Raw genomic sequence first — 17,214 nt, 5'->3', positions numbered from 1 at the left:
AAGCACAATCCCCAAATTGTGCTTTTAATTTTAAGTAAAAATTGAAATATATTTATTATCCTCTTCTCCCGCCTCCTCTAGAACTAGAACCGCTTTCTCTTTGCGGCTGGCTGTTTCCTCTTGACTCCTGGCTTGCACGAGGAGATTCAGAACGCTGCATATTTTGAGATCTTGATGCATTTGATCTGTTTTCAGAATTTCCTCTGCTTTCAGAATAGCTTCTTGGAGATTCTGATCTTTGAACTGGTGCAGCAGATGAAGATCTGTTAGTGTTTCTGTTTTCAGAATAACTTCTTGGCGATTCACTTGCTGATGAAGATGTTCTGTTAGTGTAATTTCTGTTTTCTGAATTTCCTCTTGGCGCAGTTGCATTAGAATTATTTCTTCCGTAATCTGCTCTTGGAGTATTATCAGTTCTTGGTGTGTTTACAGCCGCAGAATTTTCTCTGCTGGTTACACGATTTGTATTATTATAACTTCTGTTACTTGTTGATCTGTTATCAGTATAATTTCTGTTTTCTGCAGAAACTCTTCCTGAGTTAGATCTGTTATAGTTGTACGTATTTTGAGTTCTGTTTAGGTCTCTGCTGGCAACTCTTCTTTGATCTAAGTCATATCTGTTGCTTACATTTGAGTGTCTGTCAGCAAAGCTGTAGTTTGGTCTCATTCTTTCGTAACCATATGTACGTCTTGTTTCATAAATAACAGGAGCTCTGTAGCTTCTTCTTGTATTTACATAGTTATAGCTGTTATGAACATTAATACACACATTTATGTTATTTCTGTATCTGTAAACAGGATAAGGTCTCCACGCTGTGTAATAAGTTGGGTAATATCCCCAATACCATGTAGAATAATAAGGTCTGTAATTTGTAACCCAAAATGAAGTATAAATTACCGGAGCAACACTGTAAACAGGTTCGTAGATGTAATTATCACCATATAAATAGGTATTACCTACAACCTGAACACTTACTTTGTTGTAGTTGTCTCTTTCTACATCAATTGTAGCTACGTCCTGATACACATCACGATCTAAAACCGCTTGTATAATTACAACGTGAGTTCTGTCTTCTACAGATTCGATTACACGTAAATAATCTACCTGGTCATCACCGTTTAAGTCAAGGTTAGAAATTTGATATTTAGGATCGTTTAATCTTCTTTCAAAATCCTGAAGATTTGCAGATTCACCAAACATAGAAGCAACGGCTCTTAAATCTAAATTATCGCTTATATCTGAATTTTTTGCATACACCGTAGTTTGATTTTGTGCGGCACAAGAACCAAAAACTAATGCTGTAAAGGCTATTAAAAGTAATTTCGTTTTCATGATAAAATCATATTAAATTATTTGTATTAGGAGATATCCAATTACTGTGCCACAATTTTATCTATAGACTTTTGTGGTGTTAACTATCATGTTTTTAATATGTTATTGATTTGTTGAATTTTGAGCTTGATTTTATTGAACAAATAAGGTCTGAAAATTATTATTTTCTGAAAAAAAAGGAAACCTATTTGAGATGTTATAAATAATCGTATTTTAGCATGAAACAAATTTTAATTTATATGAAAAAACTGATTTTATTTTGTGGTCTTTTTGTTTTGTTAATGTCTTTTACTTCATTTAATTACAATAGTAAAAAAGCATTTTACGGCGGATTTACCTCTATGACAATTGATACTTTGTTTAATGATAGAATTAGTATAAGAGCAATTGTAATAGACAAAAATAAAGTTTGGTATGGCGGAGATAACTCTCGTTTTGGATTTTATGATTTAGATAAAAAAGAAAAATTTGAAGAGCACATTTACCGTGATACGCTTAAATTAGAATTTAGAAGCATTGCACAAACTTCTAAAGATATTTTTTTGCTGAGTGTCGCAAATCCTGCACTCCTATATTCTGTTTCCAAAAAAGATCATAAAGTTAAATTGGTTTATAAAGAAGTTAACCCAAAGGTGTTTTACGACAGTATGCAGTTTTGGAACGATAAGGAAGGAATTGCTATTGGCGATCCAACAGAAGATACTTTTTCAGTAATTGTAACTCGCGATGGGGGTGAAACCTGGACAAAATTATTGTCAGATAAACTGCCGACTAATGCAGTCGGTGAAGCCGCTTTTGCTGCAAGTAATACCAATATAGTGATAAAAGGAAACGATACCTGGCTGGTTTCGGGCGGAAAAAAAGCACGTGTTTTTTATTCTCCTGATAAAGCAAAAACATGGAAAGTGGTTGAAACTCCAATTGTTCAGGGCAAACAAATGACTGGTATTTTTACAGCAGATTTTTACGATTCTAAGCAGGGATTTATTGCAGGAGGAGATTACGATAAACCAAATAGTAAAATTAATAATAAAGCTTTTACTAAAGACGGCGGAAAAACCTGGGAGCTGATAGGGCAGGAAATGGGCTTTGGTTACGCATCATGTGTGCAGTATGTTCCGGGAGGAAATGGAAGAGAAATCATTTGCGTAGGTTCTGAGGGGATACAATATTCTCAAAATGGAGGAGAAAACTGGACACAGCTTTCTACTGATTCAAAGTTTTTTACGATTCGTTTCGTAAATAGAAATACTGCAATTGCAGCCGGATATAACAAAGTTGTCCGTCTTAACTTTAAATAAAAAAACAAGAACCCTAAATAATAAAGTAAGTATTATTATATAGGGTTCTTATCGCTGTTGTATTGTAATGACAATTAATTTTTGCCTGCTTTATCTCGGTATTGCTTTAGCAATTTTCGATTAAAATCATCTTCAGATTTTTTAAGCTTTAATATCTTTTTTGCTGGAAGCACCTTTTTTAGGTTTGACATGAATTTTTCGCGTAAAAGATATAATTCTTTGTCTGTGCTTTCAATTTGTGACAGCAATACTACCGCTTCTTTTTCTGAAAGAGAATTCAAATTATCATCATCCAGTTTACGCAGATACGTTTTCATTTTATCATGACGCAGTTCAAACTGTTTGTCATCGTATGCATTGTAAATTGGCCAGAATTTTTCTGCTTCTGTCGAAGTAAGCTCAAGTTCTGTTGTCAAAAATGAAACTTTAAACGCTTTAACTTTTTCTCGCTTTTCATCGATTTTATCACTTTGAGCATAAAATGATAAAGTCGCTAAAAACAGAACTACCGTTAATATATTTTTGATTTTCATATTTATATAATTTTGTTTTTTATTCAGAAATTAAATTTTCAATATTTGGATTTGTTGCTAAAATATCCTCTAAGGTTTCTTCTTCTAATGCAACATTTTTATTTAGTTTGTCAATGTCTTTTGTGTCTAATTCTTTAATTAAATCGTATTGATTTAAATTTGACTGATAAGCAAGGTAAGTTTCTAAAGTTGCTTCGTCGAGTTCTTTTGATGCTTTATAATAATGGTTCGCAGTTGGAATCATAAAGGCAATAAATATTGCGGCCGCCGCTGCGATCGAAATGACTTTTTTTCGTTTATAAAGAGGAATTACTTTTACTTCTCTTTCATTTATCTGTTCTAAAACTTTTGCCGAAAAAGTATCAAAATAATGATCTGGAGTTTTAAATCCAGCTGTTATTTTCGGTTCGTTTTCTAATTTAAATTCTTTCATAATGTCTATAAGATAATATTAGCTATAAAAGGTTTAATTTGACGTAACATATAATTCAATTTTTTTTACCGCATGGTGGTAAGATGCTTTTAAGGCGCCAACTGACGTTCCTAAAATTTCTGCGATTTCTTCGTATTTTAATTCTTCGAAATATTTCATTTTAAAAACCAATTGCTGCTTTTCGGGCAGTGTAACAATTGCTTTTTGAAGTTTGATCTGGATTTCATCGCCGTCAAAATAAACATCAGACTTTAAATTGTCGATAGTTTTATTTTGTAAATCTTCAGAAGTTATGCCTTTTAATTTTGCTTTTTGATTTAAAAAAGTCAACGCTTCGTTTGTTGCAATTCGATACATCCACGAGAAAAGTTTACTTTCTCCCTTAAAGTTTTTTAAGTACTGAAATACCTTTACGAAAGTATTCTGCAAAACATCATCTGTATCATCATGATTCAAAACAATGTTTCGAATATGAGAATACAAAGGTTTTTGATAATCAGATATAAGTTTTTGAAACGCTGTGTTCTGCGTTTTAGGATCTAATAATTGTTGTATAAATTCCTTCTCGTCGATCAAACTTCTTGATTTATCAAACTTTATAATCAGTTAGAATACAATTTATACAAAAGGTTTAATCAACCTTAAAAAAAATTAAAATTCAGACTGTTCTTCTTCTGGTTTTGCGGCTGGAGTAGCCGCTGCAGGTGCTGCTGGCTTTTGTGTAACAGGTTTTTGCACCGCTGGTTTTGCCGGAGCAGTTTCGGTTCCTGTCTCTGTTGAGTAATCTGGTGTGGTAACCGCAGCAGGAACCACTTTTGGTTTAATTGGGAAATAAATATCTGTAATTAATTTAGATGGACTTTTTACATCTAGTCTGCTTGCTTCTAAAACTTCCAGATGCGACCAGCTTAATTCAGGGATTATTTTTTCATTGTTAATATAAGCTGTTGTTTTTGCAATTGCTTCATTTGTATGGCTGTAGTCGCCTTTTAAAGTAGTTTTTACAGCATCAAAAGCATTTAGTTTTCCAGATAAAATATCACTTCCAGAACTAATAGAAATTTCTTTGTTTATTGGTAAACAAATAGAAATTTTCGCCAGTCCTTTTGCAGTGTCATAAGTATGGTAGATAATGAAGGGTTTCCCGCTTGTACTTAAGCCGTTAGTTTCGCTAAAGTGAATAAGTTTTGGAATTACAATTCGGGCATTTTTATTAATCTTTGGGATTTCACTTGTAAAAGTCTGTTTGATATAAGGAGTTTCAGTTTTCTTTACTACTCCGTTTACCTGTACGGCATATGTTTTAGTTTCGTAATCCAGATTCTTGTCGATGTTGGCAAGACTCTTTTCATAAATAGTTCCAATAACTTTATCAGAACCGCCGTTTAAAGCTGCATAAACTTTAAATAAAAAGCTCATTGTTCCTTTTGCTTTCCAGGTAACTTTTGTTTTTCCTGCTAAAGTATCTTTAAAAGTCCAGGTAACATCAGCTTCTGTACCGTCGTATTTCATTTTTTGCTCAATGCTTTCTCCGTCTTTTGTTTTTAGGGTAACAGCGTTTCCTGTTCCTTCTTCGCCAGACCAGTAAAAAGAACCTCCGTTACCGGAAGTTTTATTTGGGAAAGTAAATTGTAGTGTTGGATCTTCAACTGCCCACGATTCAAAATCTTCGTAATTTCTAAAATCATTTACATAATTGTATACAGCAGCTTTTGGCGAATTGATGACTTTGCTTCTTTCTACAGAAAAAATCCCTTTTTGGGTAGCAACAAAAACGGTAAGGGCAACTAAACTTAGTAATAGTAAAAGAAATAAGTATTTTAAAATCTTCATCGTGCAGGTTTTTCGTAAAGTTATAAATTTTATTGGGAGACTAAACTAATAACTAAAAATTAAATAATAGATTGTTATCTTTTTAAAAATATTTTGATGACAAACAAAAGAGCAATAAAAAGCAGAAATACTAATAATACCTTATAATTTCCTTTGTAAAAAACTTTATGAAGTTTAAGATCTCTGCGGTAAGCAAAAATCATAACGATTACAAATGCAATAAAAAAACAGACTCCGAATATTAATTGTCCCTGACTAAACATAGTTAAAAATTATTTTTGACAAATTTAGAGAATTGTATACGATTTGCTGCTAATTTGCCGTCTCATTTAATAGAATAAAAACATGAAAAAACAACTTGATGCAGTTACTGAATTTCATACTGCTTTTAAAATAGGCCACAGCCAGACTCCAATTGCTGATTTGGGAGAAACTAAAAAACTGCTTCGTTATAATTTAATGAAAGAAGAAAACGAAGAATATCTGGAAGCGGTTAAAAATAATGATTTAGTTGAAATTGCTGATGCTCTTGGAGATATGATGTACATTTTATGCGGTACTATCATTGAACATGGCTTACAGGATAAAATTGAAGCTGTATTTGATGAAATCCAACGCAGTAATATGAGTAAATTAGGTGAGGACGGACAGCCTATTTATCGTGAAGACGGAAAAGTAATGAAAGGACCGAATTATTTTAAACCGGATTTTTCGAAGTTGTTGTAATTTAGTATTTCGTAAAAATAAGACCCTTAATGATGTAATTTATTAAGGGCTTTTTATTTAATGATATAGAATTTTATAATAGTGATTCTATATAATGATAAGTACAAAATTGATATTACTCGAAGTAGTTTGTTATTTAAGTTATATATTTGTAGGATTAATCTCTTATTTTAAAGATTTTTAGCTATGCCAATTAGGAAGGATTAAATGGTTTTTTAGTCCTATAAAAAATAGCTTTTTGTTAAAATTGATTCGATGAGTAAATTATACGTATATAACCTTGGTTATGGTCTTTTTCCTTTGGATTGGGAATTTTGTTTTTTGACTGTAGATGAATATAAGGAAAAATTAAAGGAAAAATATTATCAGAATGAAGAGTATAATCATCATATTGCAGGAGATTTATCGGAAACTTTTTCTTTGATAGATAAAACTGTTGCGAAGGCTAAAAAACATTTTAAAAAAGAATTTCATGGGGATGAAAATCTACGTTGCCTTCCAATGGTTTTTCCTATACCTAAAGGGGATCATACAAATGGAGTTGCATTTTGTGTTATATTGAAAAGGGATGAGGACGGTGATACCCTAGTTTATTCTCCAATTCCGTTGCAATATCTAAATGAAAATATATAATATATGATAAAATTAGCACTTTATTCAGCTTGTGTAGGTGGTTTTATAAATTTACGTAAATGGCAGCCAGAAAATGAGGAAGTTGTCTCAGAGCTGATTAATTTAGAAATTGGTATAAAAAATAAAAAAGGAAGTGATGGGTTTACATTCAATTTAGTTACTCCTCAGGGATTTCAGCTTTTGCTTAGAGAAAAGGGAATAATAGCTACACGTCGACCATTGCTAATAGTTGAAAGATACGACTTCGGTCAAATTTGGAATTCTTTGGAAGAAATAATTGCATCATGCCAAGATGATAGCTGGTCTTTGTGCGTAGAGAAACTTAAAAAATATTTTGATTGGGAATATGATAATTATAAAGAAAAATAAACCCGACAAATTTTTTAAAATCTGTCGGGTTTATATTTTAAACTAATTATGGATTATTGAACTTTAACTGTCCATCCGTAAGTATCTTCAGAAAGTTTGTTTTGAAGACTTGTTAATTTTTCTTTTAAGAATGAAGCATATGAATTCTCGATTGGAGTTAATTCAAAATACTCATCTTTGTATGAGAAGCCTTTAATAACGCTGATAACAGCGGCAGTACCAGCTCCGAAAATTTCTTTTAAAGATCCGTTTTTAGCAGCTTCTACTAATTCTGAAACAATTACAGGGCGAACTTCAACATTTAATCCTTCTTTTTCTGCCATAGCAATTAAACTTTTTCTGGTAACACCATCTAAAATTCTTTCGCTTGTCGGCGCAGTTAATAAAGTATCGTTAATTCTGAAGAAAACATTCATTGTTCCAGCTTCTTCTAACTTTGTATGAGTTGCATCGTCAGTCCAGATAACTTGCTGGAAACCATCTTTGTTTGCTAAATTAGTTGGGTAAAACTGTGCAGCATAGTTTCCTGCAGCTTTTGCAGCACCAATTCCGCCATTTGCAGCGCGGCTGTAATGCTCAGCAATAATAACTTTTACTTCGCCTCCGTAATATGCTTTTGCAGGAGAAAGTAAAATCATGAACTTATATTCGTCAGAAGGATTAGCAATTACTCCAGGTCCTGTAGCAATCATAAAAGGACGGATATACATACTTGCTCCGTTTCCTCTCTGAATCCATTCTTGGTCAATTTTTAATAATTCATTTAAACCGTCCATGAAAATATCTTCCGGAACTTCTGGCATTGCCATACGAACAGCAGAATTGTTAAAACGTTTGTAGTTTTCATCAGGTCTAAACAACCAAACATCATTATTTTCATCTTTATAAGCTTTCATTCCCTCAAAAATTGCTTGACCATAATGAAAGACTTTAGAAGAAGGATCCATTAAAATAGGAGCATAAGGCTTAATGACCGGAGTCTGCCATTGTCCGTTTTTGTAATCACATTCAAATAAATGGTCTGTAAATACAGCACCAAAGCTTAAGTTTTCAAAGTCTACAGAGCTTATCTTAGACGATTCAGCTTTTCTGATTTCAATTTTGCTTGTTTGAGTTGTACTCATAATTATGTAAAGTTTTTATCTATTTTGTATTCTTTCAGATGAAAATCTAACGTAATGATCTGATGAAGAATAGGTTTTACTGAATGCAAAATTACGGAAAAATATATAATTTACTTGGTAAAACTGCATTAATTCCTGCATTTGACTGAGATTTATTTATCTTACAATAAACCTAAAATTTTAGCGAAGTTTTATAAAGAATTTATGAAAAAACTGTCGTTTTTTAAGGCTTTACGCATTTGTTTTAATTAATTTTGACTGATAAAATAAACTCAAAATCAATAAAACACCATTGTAAAATTCGAAAATTGTGAAAAGGGAAATAATTAAAACGCTAGATGGTTCAACGACAATTCATTTGGAAGAGTGGAATGAAAGTTATCACTCTAAACATGGTGCAATACAGGAAGCAAAACACGTATTTATAATGAATGGACTTTCTTTATTTGAGAATAATCCGGTAACTATAATGGAAATTGGTTTTGGGACTGGTCTAAATGCTTTTATTACTTTTTTGGAGTCTGAAAATAAAGATCAAAAAATTGACTATGTTGGAGTAGAGGGATATCCGGTAAATGCAGAAGAAGTTTTAGCAATGAATTATGTCGAAGAACTCGAAGCATTGGAATTTCGTAACATTTTTGAAGAAATGCATAAATCTGAATGGGGTAAAAAAATAGAAATTAGCAGCCGTTTCTCGTTAACCAAAAGGAAACAATTTTTTGATGAAATAAACGATTTAGAAATTTTTGATTTGATTTACTTTGACGCCTTTGGATATCGGGTTCAGCCGGAGCTTTGGAGTACTGAAATTTTTCAAAAAATGTACAATAGTTTAAAGCCAAATGGAGTTCTCGTTACTTATGCAGCTCGTGGAGTTGTTAAAAGAAGTATGATTTCTGTTGGATTTACGGTCGAAAAATTGGCAGGGCCTCCGGGAAAACGAGAAATGTTTAGAGCCTTTAAAAAGGTTTAAGTGAGTTATTTAGAATAGTTCTATATTGATTTAAACGCATTAAGAAAACGTATTCGCTGCTAAAATTTTTAAAAAAATAAGTTAAAAATAGTATCTGTGAATGTTATTTGTTTACATTTGTTGCGAGTTTAAAAATATAGATAACCCCCAAAAATCTTATTTTATTATGTCAAAAATGATGTTTGATTACACAAAATCAATACTTGAAAGAGTAAGTTTCGATCCGGTACTTTTCTGCAAAGAGTTAGAAAAAGCTATCAAAACACTGTTACCTTACGAAATGGAACAATTACAAGAATGGTTATTAAGTTTTGTAATCGAAAAACCAGAATTAAAACCAAGTCTACAGCTAATTAAAGTATAAAAGAAAAAGGAGCCAAACTGGCTCCTTTTTTTATGATTACTTTTTTTGCAGCGGGCTGATGATCTGCACATTTTGAAAAACAATAGCGCCTTTTACAACACCGGCAATTGTAGATCGAATGGCATCAATGATCTGCATTTTTAATTCGCTCTTTGGGTAAATTAAACTTACCTCTCGGGCAGGTTTTGGTTCTTTAAAGTTTCGTAGTTTTAGTTTATCGGATTCTTTTAAGTCTAAGGTGTGCAAGTACGGAAGTAACGTTGTGCCCAAACCTTCATCGGCTAATTTTATTAAAGTTTCAAAACTGCCGCTTTGAATCTGAAAATTGTTTTGGTCGACATCAGTGCCGTTTTTGCATAAATTTAAAATTCCGTCTCTAAAACAATGTCCGTCTTGTAAAAGCAGGATTTCATTAATGTTTAAATCGGCAACTTCAATTTCTTCTTTTTGAAAACTATGATGATGTTCCGGAATATAAGCCACAAAAGGCTCAAAATACAAAACAATTTCTTTTATCTTTTCATCTTCAAGAGGCGTGGCGGCAATGGCAGCGTCCAGATGACCGTTTTTTAATTTTACTATAATTTCATCTGTATTAAGCTCTTCAATTAAAAGCTTAACTTTTGGATATTTTTTAATAAAATTATTTAAAAACATTGGTAAAAGGGTTGGCATAATAGTAGGTATAATTCCTAATCGAAATTCTCCGCCAATAAAACCTTTCTGCTGTTCTACAATATCTTTGATTCGGTCAGCTTCGTTTACAATATTTTTAGCCTGATTTACAATTTTTTGTCCAATGTCTGTAAGCTGAATTGGTTTTTTGCTTCTGTCGAAAATTAAAATATTAAGTTCTTCTTCAATTTTTTGAATCTGCATACTTAATGTTGGCTGTGTTACGAAACACTTTTCGGCGGCAAGTGTAAAGTTTTTATGCTCTGCAACAGCTAATACATATTGTAATTGAGTTATCGTCATTTTGATAGTAATTTTTGATGCAAAAATAGGTAAATATAATTTTTTTTTATAATTTTTTTAATCAAGTTGCTTTAAATTTGTAGTAACTTAGTTATTAAAATACAAGATTATGAAAACAAATATTTTAGGATTACCTGTAAAAGAGTCAGAATTGTTAGTAGAAGAATTAAATGTGTTATTATCAAATTTTCAAGTTTACTATCAAAATTTAAGAGGAATTCATTGGAATATTCGTGGTAAACGTTTCTTTGATCTTCATGTAAAATTTGAAGAATTATATACAGATTCACAATTAAAAATTGATATGATTGCCGAGAGAGTTTTGACAATTGGCGGCACTCCATTACATACTTTTGAAGATTATATTAAAAACAACAAATTAACAGTTGGAAAGAATATCTCAAATGACGAAAAAGCGGTTCACTTAATTGTAAATTCATTATCGGATTTATTAAAAATTGAAAGAGAAATTTTGAAAAAATCTGATGAAATTAACGATGAAGGTACGAATTCTATGATGAGTGACTTTATTGCAGAGCAGGAAAAAACCATTTGGATGATGAATGCATGGTTAGACGAAAGCTTGTAATAAGTTGTTTGTTAATGTGTTAAAAAGCAGGATGATTGAATTTGATCATTCTGCTTTTCTATTTTTGTTAAAATTGTATAAAAATTTTGCCTTCCGGCTTTGATTTTATTTGTTTAACGCTATTTTTGTTTCGATGAAAATACTTGCACGCATATTATTATTCATATTTATTGCCTTTTTATCGACTCCGACAATTGTTCAGGCGATAAAGAAAGGGAATAATACCTGCGTGTCTTTTAGTATTTCTGAAGAAGAAGTTCATAAAGAACTTAAAAATATAGTGCATCCTGTTATTTTAGAACATGAAGTGCTGATACCGGTTTACATTGAAAAGAAAACGATCCTTTCTGAAAACATCGTAAAACTAGATAATATTTCTCCGAGCATATTTGCTCCACCTCCCAATTTAGTATAATACTTCCGATTATTTGAAAGATGCTGTATTTGAAATAAATACGGCCGGTCTTTAATGTATTCATTTTTAGTATTGTATTATGACAAAAAAAATCAATCTTTTTGCCAACCTTAAATCTGATTTTGCTTCAGGTTTAGTGGTTTTCTTGGTGGCTCTTCCATTGTGTTTAGGTATTGCAATGGCTTCTGGAGCGCCGTTATTTTCTGGAATTATTGCAGGTGTTGTTGGTGGTATTGTGGTAGGTTATTTGAGCCAGTCACACATCAGCGTTTCTGGACCTGCAGCTGGGTTAACAGCTATTATATTAACAGCTATTACTGATTTTGGCGCTTTTGATGTGTTTTTATTGTCTGTATTTATTGCAGGAATAATTCAATTAGCATTAGGATTTTTAAAAGCCGGAAGTATATCCAATTATTTTCCAACCAACGTAATCGAAGGAATGCTGGCGGGTATTGGAATTATTATTATTCTAAAACAAATACCGCACGCTTTTGGTTACGATGCTGATTTTGAAGGTGATCAGGCTTTTATCCAAAACGATGGAAGCAACTCATTTTCATTTCTTTTTGACGTTTTAAATCACATTCATTTAGGTGCTGTTTTAATTTCGGCAATTTCACTTGCAGTTTTAATTTCTTGGGATAAAGTTCCGTTTTTAAAGAGATTGAAATTAGTTCCGGGTGCGCTTGTTGCTGTAATTTTAGGAGTGTTGTTAAACGAATTTTTTATATCTACAGGAAGCTCCTTGGCAATTGCAAAAGAACATTTGGTTTCTTTGCCTGTTCCAAAATCTTTTGATGAATTCAAGTCTATTCTGGTTACGCCAAATTTTGCTGCTATTACAAATCCGCAGGTTTGGGTTGTAGCTGTTACAATTGCCATTGTTGCTTCTATTGAAACACTTTTATGTATTGAAGCTTCAGACAGAATGGATGTTCAAAAACGTTACACAAATACAAACATTGAGCTTAAGGCGCAAGGTGTTGGTAATATTATAAGTTCACTTTTAGGAGGACTGCCAATGACATCTGTAGTTGTTAGATCTTCTGCAAATAATAATGCAGGTGCAAAATCAAAAATGTCAACCATCATTCATGGTGTACTTTTATTAATAAGCGTTTTATCTATCCCGGTAATTTTAAATAAAATTCCATTGGCAACTTTGGCAACCGTTTTAATTTTAGTTGGATATAAATTAGCAAAACCAGCAACCTTTATGCATTTCTGGGAAAAGGGGAAATACCAGTTTATCCCTTTTATTGCAACTTTGGTCTTTGTCGTTGCGACAGATTTGCTTAAAGGAGTTGCTTTAGGAATTGTGATTAGTATCATCTTTGTTTTAAGAGGAAACTTAAAACGTGCGTATAACTTTAAGAAAGAAGAATACGAAGACGGTGATATTATTCATATCGATTTAGCACAGGAAGTTTCGTTTTTAAACAAAGCTGCGATAAAACAAACATTGAGTGAAATTCCTGAAAATTCAAAAGTGGTTATCAATGCTCACGATACAGAGTATATTGCACACGATGTTCTGGATTTAATTCGTGAATTTAAAGAAACCCGTGCAGTCGACGAAAACATTAGGGTAAAACTGACTGGTTTTAAAGAAGCTTACGAATTAGAAAATACTCCGGAAAACAATAATCATGTTACAATAGAGCATTATTATGATATTGTAAAAAGAGAAGTTGTAAGAAAAGAAGAAGTTAAAGAAGGTTTTTAAAACAAATTATATAAATAAAGATATTTATCAGGTTTGAGAACTATCAAAATTTAAATAACTTTACGGAAATTAAAGGTGTTTTTGATATGCTTAAGCATTGATAATTCCAAAAAAACAAAAAAAAGGATGAGAAAGTTTTATGAACAAATACTAGAGAACAATAAAAAATGGGTTGAAGATTCTTTAGCAAAAGACCCGAATTACTTTGCTGATTTAGCTAAAGGACAATCACCGCCTTTATTATGGATTGGATGTTCTGACAGCCGTGTTCCTGCAAATGAAATTATTGGAGCAAAACCAGGTGAAGTTTTTGTTCACAGAAACATTGCTAACATGGTAGTTCACTCAGACATGAATATGTTAAGTGTACTGGATTATGCTGTAAACGTTTTAAAAGTAAAACACGTTATTGTATGCGGACATTACGGATGCGGTGGTGTAAAAGCAGCAATGGGACAGCAGTCTGTTGGAATTATCGACAACTGGCTTCGTCATATTAAAGATGAATACCGTCTGCATGACAAATATTTAAATTCAATTACTGACGAAACTGAGCGTTTTAATGCTTTTGTTGAAATCAATGCAAAAGAGCAGGTTTACAATTTAGCTAAAACTTCGATTGTGCAGGGAGCTTGGAAAAGCGGTCAGGATTTAATGCTTCACGGATGGGTTTACGGATTAAATTCTGGTTTTGTAACCGATTTAAATGTTACCATTAGTTCAAATGAAGAACTAGATCAGGTTTATCAGCTTGATCTTTAATATAAAAAGAAAATCGCCTCAAAAGGGCGATTTTTTTTATTCGTTTTCGTCTAGATTTTCATTAAATGCAGATGGTAACATGGTTGGTATAAACTTAATTAAAATCGGCAGTAATAAACTTCCTCCCGGAAGTAAAAATATAGTGAGCGACGGAATTGTTTTACAGATGTCTAAAAGTTGTTTCTTGACCTTTTTCTTTTCCTTTGCATCTAAATCTCTTGTTGTAGAGTAGGCCAGTAAAACCATTAATTCCTTACTTTGAACAATTTCTTTAATCAATCTGTTTTTGTTTCTTATAATCAGTTTTACAACGCTGTGCGTCATTTGATCGTAGAAATGCTTAACCGGATTTGAATAATTAAAGTATGGAATTTTCTTTTTATGTGTTGTAATAAAAGTATGTGTTGTGTCAATACTTTTGGTTACAAAATCATCGCCAACACCCATTGTAGAACCTAAGGAATACAAGAAATACGATTCTTCATTTTCAACAACACCATCACTCCATAAAGCCATTCCGGCCATATCAATCAGGTAATAATGTTCTAATTTATTTTTGAAATAATCCAATTGTAAAGTCTCTAAAGTCTCGACAGTAACTTTTGAAAATTTAGAATAACGAATAGAAGCTTCAAAAAGTTTAATTAATAAATCGTCGTGCTGCGATTTTATAGTTTTGGTTTTTAAAGCCAAACCTACTATGCCCAGAACGGTTTCCTCAATACGTTTTAAATATTTTTCTGGAATTTCACCATGTTCTAAATATTGTCTGAAAGCCAGAACATCAATAAACAAAAGTGCATTGGTTACTAAATGCGAAAAGTTTTTGCTTATAATACTGTCATTTGTCTGTACTCTCTCATCAATTATACTTTCTAATGAATGAGAAGGACTGTCTTTTGGAAGCAGAATTTTAAACAAATTAAAGCCTTCCGGGTTCATTTGTTTATAGAACTTTACAACTTCGGTAATAAAATTGTTGGGTTCAGAGCTTCTTTTCTCTAAACAAAAAACATGGTAAAGTGTATTTAATAAGGCAACTTTAGAAATTTCGGTTTTGAACCAGCCTTTTATAGGAATTGGAATTTGAGAATCAATGGCAATGATATGACCATAAATAAACCCTGTTTCTCTCACTTTATAGTAAAAAGAATCTGTAGTTTCAAAAGGTATCGCCTCTGAAAACTTCTGCTCACTAAAAAATTTATCTATCCAGCCGTGTGCTGATGGGTTAATCATTGCATTAAATTTATAGCTGCAAAGCTATATCTTTTTCTTGTTACAGAATATATTAAAATAAAATAACCACTAGATTTTTGTGAAAATAGTGGTTATTGTAAATTTTTGCTTATTTAATGATCCCTGCACAGGCTACACGTCCGCCGGCATTTCCGGTTGGCTGAGTAGTAAAATCATCAGTTCCCTGATGAACAATTAAACCTTTGTTAAGTACATTTTTAGTTTCATCTTCACATCCTATGCACCATTCGTCTGTAGTAAATGTGATAGATCCGTTACCATTTGCATCTGCAGTAAAGTTTCCAATATCACCTTTGTGGTATTCTCCAACACCCCATTTTCCATGTTTTTTGAAAGTAGGATTCCAGTGTCCGCCTGCAGAACTTCCATCAGCAGAGCTGCAATCAGCTTTTTCGTGAATATGTATTGCATGAACTCCCGGCTCTAGTCCAGTCATTTTTGCAGTAAAGGTAACCTTGCCGTTTTTTTCAGTAAAAACAGCAGTTCCGGCTACTTTACTGTTACTTTTTGGCTCTAAGGCAACCGTTATGGTTTTTGCATCGTTTGATTTTGTATTTGTCTTACAGCCAACTATTAAAGCTGTAATTATAGCGAAAGATACGATTAGTTTTTTCATAAATACGGGCATTTTAAATTAAAGATTAAGTAAATTTAACATAAAATAACGGAATAGTTTAACTCTAAAAGTTAAAAAAAAGTCAAACTATACTTTATAATTTAAGATTGATTGAGCACAAAAGCCAAAAAATATGCTTAAATTCGTGATAGTTTTTGTAGATATGTTCTGAAAACTGACTTTCCTAATTCATTCATATTTAATTCTTAATGTTATGATGAAAAAGATTTTTACTCTCGTTTTTCTTAGTTCAATATTGCTTTCCTGCAATGTCTTTAAATGTAAAAAAACAGATGCCGTTTCAAAACTTGATGGAACCTGGGAACTAAATTATATTACCGGACCGCGAATTACTTTTGATGGTTTGTATCCCAATAAAAAGCCTACTATTACTTTTAATACAAAAGACAATCAGGTTTCCGGCAATAGCAGTTGTAATAACTATACAGGTAAATTGGTTGTAGACGGAAACAAAATAGATTTTACACAGCCAATGGCAATGACAAAAATGATGTGCCTAAACGGACAGCAGGGCGAGCAGACGTATATGAGCACGCTTCAAAAAATAACTTCTTATGATATAACAGATGATGGTAAAATGCTGAATTTAATTTCGGGAGATATTGCCATGATGAGATTTACCAAAAAGTAAACTTCTATTTTTAAGTAATAAAAATTGAATTGAGATGAAAAATAAAGTATTCATTTTACTCGTATTATCTGTTTTTTTGAATTTTTCTGCCTTTGCTCAGGAAAAAACGAAAAAAGAATTAAAAGCCGAACGTGAGGCGCAAAAGCAAAAAGAAATTGAAGCGCTTATTGATTCTAAAAATTTTGTTTTTGAGGCTCAAAAGCTTACCCCGCAAGGAGGAAGGCTCATTAATCTAGACTATAATATGTATTTTTTAAATTTTAATACTGAAAAAACTACTGCAGATCTTCCGTTTTTTGGAAGGGGTTATAATGTAGGATACGGAAGCGACGGCGGAATTAAATTTGAAGGGATACCCGAAAATATTAAAGTAGAGAAAAAGAAGAAAAACACAACTATTAAGGCTTCTGTTAAAGGTAAAGATGATGTTTACGATTTGATGTTTACTATTTTTTATAATGGAGGCACCTCACTTTCGGTAAATAGTAATAATCGCGCGCCAATTTTTTATGATGGCGAAATAAGCGCCCCAAAAACAGATGAAAATAAAAAATAACATCTGCATAGTTTTTATGCTTTATAAAACTC

21 protein-coding genes are annotated in these 17,214 nt (G+C 32.2%); 12 read left to right on the top strand and 9 right to left on the bottom strand.

Annotated elements, in window-relative coordinates:
• Window positions 1–55: 55 nt before the first annotated feature.
• On the bottom strand, window positions 56–1,333 hold the full coding sequence (locus tag FJOH_RS24680) for a hypothetical protein (protein WP_012026744.1): 1,278 nt from the start codon (window positions 1,331–1,333) through the stop codon (window positions 56–58).
• A 239-nt stretch (window positions 1,334–1,572) separates the two neighbouring features.
• Here FJOH_RS24680 and FJOH_RS24675 point away from each other — a divergent pair, with 239 nt between their 5' ends.
• Window positions 1,573–2,634 carry a WD40/YVTN/BNR-like repeat-containing protein gene (locus tag FJOH_RS24675; RefSeq protein ID WP_044048588.1) on the top strand — a complete coding sequence of 354 codons (1,062 nt, stop codon included), beginning with the start codon at window positions 1,573–1,575 and terminating at the stop codon, window positions 2,632–2,634.
• 74 nt (window positions 2,635–2,708) lie between these two features.
• Here FJOH_RS24675 and FJOH_RS24670 read toward each other — a convergent pair whose 3' ends face one another.
• The 4 genes from FJOH_RS24670 to FJOH_RS24655 form a co-directional block, all read right to left on the bottom strand.
• Entirely contained in the window at window positions 2,709–3,167 is a 459-nt protein-coding gene (locus FJOH_RS24670; protein ID WP_012026742.1) for a hypothetical protein, read from the bottom strand.
• Between the two features lie 19 nt (window positions 3,168–3,186).
• Window positions 3,187–3,600 (bottom strand): hypothetical protein, encoded by a 414-nt coding sequence (locus FJOH_RS24665; protein ID WP_012026741.1) that lies wholly within the window; start codon window positions 3,598–3,600, stop codon window positions 3,187–3,189.
• Between the two features lie 33 nt (window positions 3,601–3,633).
• Window positions 3,634–4,176 (bottom strand): RNA polymerase sigma factor, encoded by a 543-nt coding sequence (locus tag FJOH_RS24660; RefSeq protein WP_012026740.1) that lies wholly within the window; start codon window positions 4,174–4,176, stop codon window positions 3,634–3,636.
• 75 nt (window positions 4,177–4,251) lie between these two features.
• Window positions 4,252–5,433, bottom strand: a complete 1,182-nt coding sequence (locus FJOH_RS24655) for an SRPBCC family protein (protein WP_012026739.1) — start codon at window positions 5,431–5,433, stop codon at window positions 4,252–4,254.
• A 345-nt stretch (window positions 5,434–5,778) separates the two neighbouring features.
• Between FJOH_RS24655 and FJOH_RS24645 the strand changes: the two genes are divergently transcribed.
• From FJOH_RS24645 to FJOH_RS24635, 3 genes are all read left to right on the top strand, one after another.
• Complete coding sequence (locus tag FJOH_RS24645; RefSeq protein ID WP_012026738.1) at window positions 5,779–6,159, top strand: pyrophosphohydrolase domain-containing protein; 381 nt, start codon at window positions 5,779–5,781, stop codon at window positions 6,157–6,159.
• Window positions 6,160–6,414: 255 nt separating this feature from the next.
• Window positions 6,415–6,792, top strand: a complete 378-nt coding sequence (locus tag FJOH_RS24640; protein WP_012026737.1) for a hypothetical protein — start codon at window positions 6,415–6,417, stop codon at window positions 6,790–6,792.
• A 3-nt stretch (window positions 6,793–6,795) separates the two neighbouring features.
• On the top strand, window positions 6,796–7,161 hold the full coding sequence (locus FJOH_RS24635) for an Imm8 family immunity protein (protein WP_012026736.1): 366 nt from the start codon (window positions 6,796–6,798) through the stop codon (window positions 7,159–7,161).
• 53 nt (window positions 7,162–7,214) lie between these two features.
• Here the strand turns inward: FJOH_RS24635 and FJOH_RS24630 are convergent, their stop codons facing one another.
• Entirely contained in the window at window positions 7,215–8,285 is a 1,071-nt protein-coding gene (locus tag FJOH_RS24630; protein ID WP_012026735.1) for a branched-chain amino acid aminotransferase, read from the bottom strand.
• A 310-nt stretch (window positions 8,286–8,595) separates the two neighbouring features.
• Between FJOH_RS24630 and mnmD the strand changes: the two genes are divergently transcribed.
• Together mnmD and FJOH_RS24620 are read left to right on the top strand one after the other, a co-directional pair.
• Window positions 8,596–9,261 carry a tRNA (5-methylaminomethyl-2-thiouridine)(34)-methyltransferase MnmD gene (mnmD, locus tag FJOH_RS24625; protein WP_012026734.1) on the top strand — a complete coding sequence of 222 codons (666 nt, stop codon included), beginning with the start codon at window positions 8,596–8,598 and terminating at the stop codon, window positions 9,259–9,261.
• A 166-nt stretch (window positions 9,262–9,427) separates the two neighbouring features.
• Window positions 9,428–9,625 carry a hypothetical protein gene (locus FJOH_RS24620; RefSeq protein WP_044048114.1) on the top strand — a complete coding sequence of 66 codons (198 nt, stop codon included), beginning with the start codon at window positions 9,428–9,430 and terminating at the stop codon, window positions 9,623–9,625.
• 36 nt (window positions 9,626–9,661) lie between these two features.
• Here the strand turns inward: FJOH_RS24620 and FJOH_RS24615 are convergent, their stop codons facing one another.
• Entirely contained in the window at window positions 9,662–10,603 is a 942-nt protein-coding gene (locus FJOH_RS24615) for a LysR substrate-binding domain-containing protein (protein ID WP_012026732.1), read from the bottom strand.
• Between the two features lie 109 nt (window positions 10,604–10,712).
• On the opposite strand from FJOH_RS24615, the gene FJOH_RS24610 reads away from it, so the two are divergent.
• The 4 genes from FJOH_RS24610 to can all read left to right on the top strand — a co-directional run bounded on the left by FJOH_RS24610 (window position 10,713) and on the right by can (window position 14,098).
• On the top strand, window positions 10,713–11,192 hold the full coding sequence (locus FJOH_RS24610; protein WP_012026731.1) for a Dps family protein: 480 nt from the start codon (window positions 10,713–10,715) through the stop codon (window positions 11,190–11,192).
• Window positions 11,193–11,325: 133 nt separating this feature from the next.
• Window positions 11,326–11,607 (top strand): hypothetical protein, encoded by a 282-nt coding sequence (locus FJOH_RS24605; RefSeq protein WP_044048112.1) that lies wholly within the window; start codon window positions 11,326–11,328, stop codon window positions 11,605–11,607.
• A gap of 79 nt (window positions 11,608–11,686) precedes the next feature.
• Window positions 11,687–13,336: a SulP family inorganic anion transporter gene (locus FJOH_RS24600; RefSeq protein WP_012026729.1), complete on the top strand. Its 1,650-nt coding sequence runs from the start codon at window positions 11,687–11,689 to the stop codon at window positions 13,334–13,336.
• Window positions 13,337–13,462: 126 nt separating this feature from the next.
• Window positions 13,463–14,098: a carbonate dehydratase gene (gene can / locus FJOH_RS24595; RefSeq protein WP_012026728.1), complete on the top strand. Its 636-nt coding sequence runs from the start codon at window positions 13,463–13,465 to the stop codon at window positions 14,096–14,098.
• Window positions 14,099–14,134: 36 nt separating this feature from the next.
• On the opposite strand, the gene FJOH_RS24590 is transcribed toward can, so the two are convergent.
• Window positions 14,135–15,337, bottom strand: coding sequence for an LETM1-related biofilm-associated protein (locus FJOH_RS24590; protein WP_012026727.1), 1,203 nt, complete (start codon window positions 15,335–15,337; stop codon window positions 14,135–14,137).
• 109 nt (window positions 15,338–15,446) lie between these two features.
• On the bottom strand, window positions 15,447–15,974 hold the full coding sequence (locus tag FJOH_RS24585) for a superoxide dismutase family protein (protein WP_044048110.1): 528 nt from the start codon (window positions 15,972–15,974) through the stop codon (window positions 15,447–15,449).
• 214 nt (window positions 15,975–16,188) lie between these two features.
• On the opposite strand from FJOH_RS24585, the gene FJOH_RS24580 reads away from it, so the two are divergent.
• A complete protein-coding gene (locus tag FJOH_RS24580; protein WP_012026725.1) occupies window positions 16,189–16,626 on the top strand; it encodes an META domain-containing protein in 438 nt (145 codons plus the stop codon).
• Between the two features lie 34 nt (window positions 16,627–16,660).
• Window positions 16,661–17,182, top strand: coding sequence for a DUF4251 domain-containing protein (locus FJOH_RS24575; RefSeq protein WP_012026724.1), 522 nt, complete (start codon window positions 16,661–16,663; stop codon window positions 17,180–17,182).
• Window positions 17,183–17,214: the final 32 nt, after the last annotated feature.

The sequence above is a fragment of the Flavobacterium johnsoniae UW101 genome (assembly GCF_000016645.1).
In the GTDB taxonomy this organism is placed as follows: domain Bacteria; phylum Bacteroidota; class Bacteroidia; order Flavobacteriales; family Flavobacteriaceae; genus Flavobacterium; species Flavobacterium johnsoniae.
Note: the sequence above shows the minus strand (reverse complement) of the source record. Positions and strands in the feature narration are given on the sequence as shown.

Coding starts and splice junctions, on each gene's coding strand:
- FJOH_RS24680 (WP_012026744.1), bottom strand. CDS start 1,333: ATGAAAACGAAATTACTTTTAATAGCCTTTACAGCATTAGTTTTTGGT.
- FJOH_RS24675 (WP_044048588.1), top strand. CDS start 1,573: ATGAAAAAACTGATTTTATTTTGTGGTCTTTTTGTTTTGTTAATGTCT.
- FJOH_RS24670 (WP_012026742.1), bottom strand. CDS start 3,167: ATGAAAATCAAAAATATATTAACGGTAGTTCTGTTTTTAGCGACTTTA.
- FJOH_RS24665 (WP_012026741.1), bottom strand. CDS start 3,600: ATGAAAGAATTTAAATTAGAAAACGAACCGAAAATAACAGCTGGATTT.
- FJOH_RS24655 (WP_012026739.1), bottom strand. CDS start 5,433: ATGAAGATTTTAAAATACTTATTTCTTTTACTATTACTAAGTTTAGTT.
- FJOH_RS24645 (WP_012026738.1), top strand. CDS start 5,779: ATGAAAAAACAACTTGATGCAGTTACTGAATTTCATACTGCTTTTAAA.
- FJOH_RS24640 (WP_012026737.1), top strand. CDS start 6,415: ATGAGTAAATTATACGTATATAACCTTGGTTATGGTCTTTTTCCTTTG.
- FJOH_RS24635 (WP_012026736.1), top strand. CDS start 6,796: ATGATAAAATTAGCACTTTATTCAGCTTGTGTAGGTGGTTTTATAAAT.
- FJOH_RS24630 (WP_012026735.1), bottom strand. CDS start 8,285: ATGAGTACAACTCAAACAAGCAAAATTGAAATCAGAAAAGCTGAATCG.
- FJOH_RS24620 (WP_044048114.1), top strand. CDS start 9,428: ATGTCAAAAATGATGTTTGATTACACAAAATCAATACTTGAAAGAGTA.
- FJOH_RS24615 (WP_012026732.1), bottom strand. CDS start 10,603: ATGACGATAACTCAATTACAATATGTATTAGCTGTTGCAGAGCATAAA.
- FJOH_RS24610 (WP_012026731.1), top strand. CDS start 10,713: ATGAAAACAAATATTTTAGGATTACCTGTAAAAGAGTCAGAATTGTTA.
- FJOH_RS24605 (WP_044048112.1), top strand. CDS start 11,326: ATGAAAATACTTGCACGCATATTATTATTCATATTTATTGCCTTTTTA.
- FJOH_RS24600 (WP_012026729.1), top strand. CDS start 11,687: ATGACAAAAAAAATCAATCTTTTTGCCAACCTTAAATCTGATTTTGCT.
- can (WP_012026728.1), top strand. CDS start 13,463: ATGAGAAAGTTTTATGAACAAATACTAGAGAACAATAAAAAATGGGTT.
- FJOH_RS24590 (WP_012026727.1), bottom strand. CDS start 15,337: ATGATTAACCCATCAGCACACGGCTGGATAGATAAATTTTTTAGTGAG.
- FJOH_RS24585 (WP_044048110.1), bottom strand. CDS start 15,974: ATGAAAAAACTAATCGTATCTTTCGCTATAATTACAGCTTTAATAGTT.
- FJOH_RS24580 (WP_012026725.1), top strand. CDS start 16,189: ATGATGAAAAAGATTTTTACTCTCGTTTTTCTTAGTTCAATATTGCTT.
- FJOH_RS24575 (WP_012026724.1), top strand. CDS start 16,661: ATGAAAAATAAAGTATTCATTTTACTCGTATTATCTGTTTTTTTGAAT.